Raw genomic sequence first — 3,565 nt, 5'->3', positions numbered from 1 at the left:
TCGACGACAAGCACCCGCATCCGCTCGGCCAGATGATTACGCAACTGATTCGTGAGCAGACCTGGGTTGCCGACGCAGCCGTACGCATTCGCGACCAGGGGCAGGTGTTCCACGTCGAAGCATTCGTTCCTCGGCTGCGGCGTCGAGTTCCTTGGCCACAGCGGCGCGCAGCAGCACGGGGCTGCCGAGGAGTTCGCGGAGAGCAGCGATCTCGGCCAGCAACGCATCGCGTTCGGTCTCGAGCTCGATCCGGGAGAACTTCGTCAGGCGGCGCAGACGCAGCTCGAGGATGTACTCCGCCTGGAGCTCGCTCAGGTCGAAGACCGATCGCAGTCGCGCACGGGCCTGCTCCGAGTCGTCGGACGAGCGGATGACCTGGATGACCTCATCGATGTCGAGGATCGCGATGAGCAGACCCTCCACGAGGTGCAGACGCTCCTCGCGACGCTTCAGGCGGTAGCGGCTGCGACGGGTGATGACCTCGAGGCGGTGGCCGACGTAGACGCTCAGCATCTCCTTGAGGCCGAGCGTGCGCGGCTGGCCCTCGACCAGGGCGACGTTGTTGATGCTGAAGGAGTCTTCCAACGGGGTCAGTCGGTAGAGCTGTTCGAGCACCGCGTTCGGGTCGAAGCCGGTCTTGATGCCGATCGCGACGCGCAGCCCGTGATTGCGGTCGGTGAGGTCGGTGACGTCGCTGATGCCCTGCAGCTTCTTCGCCTGCACCGCGTCGCGGATCTTCTCGAGCAGTCGTTCCGGACCGACCATGTACGGCAGCTCCGACACGATGATGCCGGTGCGTCGGGGACCGAGAGGCTCGATCGACGTCTTGCCCCGGACCTTCAGAGCCCCGCGTCCGTTCGTGTAGGCGTCTTTGACGCCGTCGAGTCCCATCAGGATTCCGCCAGAGGGGAAGTCGGGACCGGGAACGAACTCCATCAACTCCTCGGTGGTCGCATCCGGGTGCTCGAGCAGGTGCGTGGCCGCCGCGACCACCTCGATGAGGTTGTGCGGCGCCATGTTGGTGGCCATACCCACGGCGATACCGCTCGCACCGTTGACCAGGAGATTGGGGAAGGCCGCCGGCAGCACGGCGGGCTGCTGGAACTGACCGTCGTAGTTCGGGATGAAGTCGACGACATCCTCGTCGAGGTTCTCGGTGAGCGCCAGGGCAGCGGCGGCGAGCCGTGCCTCGGTGTAGCGGGCCGCGGCGGGTCCGTCGTCGAGGGATCCGAAGTTTCCGTGCCCGTCGACAAGGGGAACGCGCAGGGCCCACTCTTGAGCGAGGCGCACCAGGGCGTCGTAGATCGCGGAGTCGCCGTGGGGGTGCAGCTTTCCCATCACCTCGCCGACGACGCGCGCGCTCTTGACGTGCCCGCGGTCGGGGCGCAGGCCCATCTCCGCCATCTGGTAGAGGATGCGGCGTTGCACGGGCTTCAGACCATCGCGCGCGTCGGGCAGGGCGCGCGAGTAGATCACCGAATATGCGTACTCGAGGAACGAGCCCTGCATCTCGGTGGAGAGGTCGATGTCCTGGATGCGCTCCTCGACAGGCTCGGGCGGCGGGGTTTTCGGCATGGACTTCCTGAGGGCATACGGGAGCCTGTGTCAGACTGGCTCGGATGTCCTTCATGCTACCGTCCGCGCCGCCGAGTTCCCGGAGTGTCGTCGGGGTGGCGGACGACCTGTTCGCCGCTCTGCGCGGTGAGTCCGAGGTGCTGCCGCGCGCGGATTCGGTGGTCCTCGTCGTGATCGACGGCCTCGGCGCGATCAGTTTGCGCGGGCATGCCGGGCACGCACGGGCTCTGACGTCGGGGATGGCGAAGAAGGACGTCGCGCAGTCGGTGTTCCCCTCCACCACGGCGGCGGCGCTCACCAGCATCGTCACGGGCGTGTGGCCGGGGGAGCACGGTCTCGTGGGCTATCGCGTGCTCGATCCGAGCCGCGATGTGCTCGTGAACCAGCTCAGCGGCTGGGAGACCGACGGGATCGATCCCCTCACGTGGCAAGCGGCGCCCACGATCTTCGAGCGAGCGGCCCGCAGCGGTCATGCGAGTTTCGCCGTCGGATTCGCCGGGTACGCCCACAGCGGTTTCACCAAGGCAACGCTCCGCGGGGCCGAGTTCGTCGCGGCGACCACAGCGCGCGCTCGCATCGAAGCGGCGTACGAGCTCGCGCAGACTCATCCGGGCTCTCTCGTCTACTGCTATCTTCCCGAGGTCGACAAGGCCGGGCACAAGCACGGCATCGCCTCAGCGGAATGGGTCGCTGCATTGGAGGACGTCGACGCCGCCCTGTCGACACGCGTGCCCCCCGGCGTCGGCGTGGTGGTCACATCGGATCACGGGATGGTCGACGTGGCGCCGAATCGACAGGTGGTTCTGGAGGAGACGCACCTCGAGGGGATTCGTCACGTCGGGGGAGAGCCGCGCATGCTGCACGCCTACCTGGAGCCCGAGGCGGACGCCGCCGCGGTGACCGCACGATGGCGCGCCGACCTCGAAGGCGTAGCCGACGTCGTGACCCGTGACGAAGCTGTGCACGCGGGGCTCTTCGGACCGACGGTCACCGAGGCGGCCTCGTCGCGGATCGGCGATGTGCTCGCGATCGCCCGCGGAACCTGGGCCATCTACGACGGCACGGCTGCCGACCAGCGCGGACGAGGGATGGTCGGTCAGCACGGAGCGCTCACACCCGAGGAGCGGCAGGTGCCGGTGATCAGGCTCGGCGCGTTCTCGCGCTGACGCCGATCGCGGAAGCCGCGATCAGACGGGTCTCACTCGTCGGTGCGGGCGCCGAAGACGATCTCGTCCCAGGAGGGCATCGCGTTCCGGCGCCGTCGTCGGCCGTTGGAATCACCGGAGTCCGAACCTGACGGACGCGGTGCAGGCTGCTGCGGCTCCGGCTCGTCATCCGGCTGCTCCAGAGCCTCGAACAGGGAGATCGGGCTCGGCTCGGGGCGCTCTGCGTCCTCGACCTCGTCGAGCAGCGGCGCCGTCTCCCGCTGGCCGCGTCGTCGACGAAGCGCCTCCAGGAGATCGGCGGTCTCCGGACTCGTTGTCTGCGCTGCGGGCGCGCGCTTGATCGCCGCGTCCTGCGCGGCGGCGTCGGAGCGCTCAGGGAACGACGGGTCCTCGATCTCCGCATCGGGCGCCGGCAGCAGGCGTGGCCCGAAGGCGCCGGAGTCGAAGCGGCTCTCGTCCTTGTACGGCGAGGTGATCCAGTCGGCGTCCACGGCCCGCAGGCGGGGGATGAGGCCCTCAGGAAGCGAACCCTGCCGCGACAGCTGCGTGGCGTCGGCGTTGAGCGGCGAGAGAGCGCTGCGGCGAGGGTCGAAACTCCAGCGCGCATCGTGATCGACGTCGTTGGCCGTGAACTCGAGCTTGATGATCCAGCCGGACTCATCCTTCCAGCTCGCCCAACGCTCGGACGTGGCCTCGATCTCGGCGAGTTTGGCCCGCACGGCGACGCCGAAGGTCGGCTGCGCATCGGGTTCGACCTCGCTGCCGATGAGCACGGGAACGGCGAGCGCCTGCCCGATCACATGCTCGCGCTCGGCGAGGACCGG

Annotated in this window: 3 protein-coding genes; 1 reads left to right on the top strand and 2 read right to left on the bottom strand. The window is 68.4% G+C overall.

Annotation, left to right across the window (positions count from 1 at the left end; all coding sequences use genetic code 11):
• Positions 1-36: 36 nt before the first annotated feature.
• Positions 37-1,575 (bottom strand): DNA topoisomerase (ATP-hydrolyzing) subunit A, encoded by a 1,539-nt coding sequence (locus tag KZA10_RS09855; protein WP_374196567.1) that lies wholly within the window; start codon positions 1,573-1,575, stop codon positions 37-39.
• 95 nt (positions 1,576-1,670) lie between these two features.
• On the opposite strand from KZA10_RS09855, the gene KZA10_RS09850 reads away from it, so the two are divergent.
• The gene (locus KZA10_RS09850) at positions 1,671-2,741 is read left to right on the top strand and encodes an alkaline phosphatase family protein (RefSeq protein ID WP_218682773.1); all 1,071 of its coding nucleotides are present in this window, start codon (positions 1,671-1,673) and stop codon (positions 2,739-2,741) included.
• A gap of 32 nt (positions 2,742-2,773) precedes the next feature.
• Here the strand turns inward: KZA10_RS09850 and sepH are convergent.
• On the bottom strand, positions 2,774-3,565 hold a 792-nt coding region (gene sepH / locus KZA10_RS09845), incomplete at its 5' end, for a septation protein SepH (protein ID WP_218682772.1).

The sequence above is a fragment of the Microbacterium sp. BF1 genome (genome assembly GCF_019279095.1).
Taxonomy (GTDB): domain Bacteria; phylum Actinomycetota; class Actinomycetes; order Actinomycetales; family Microbacteriaceae; genus Microbacterium; species Microbacterium maritypicum.
Note: the sequence above shows the minus strand (reverse complement) of the source record. Positions and strands in the feature narration are given on the sequence as shown.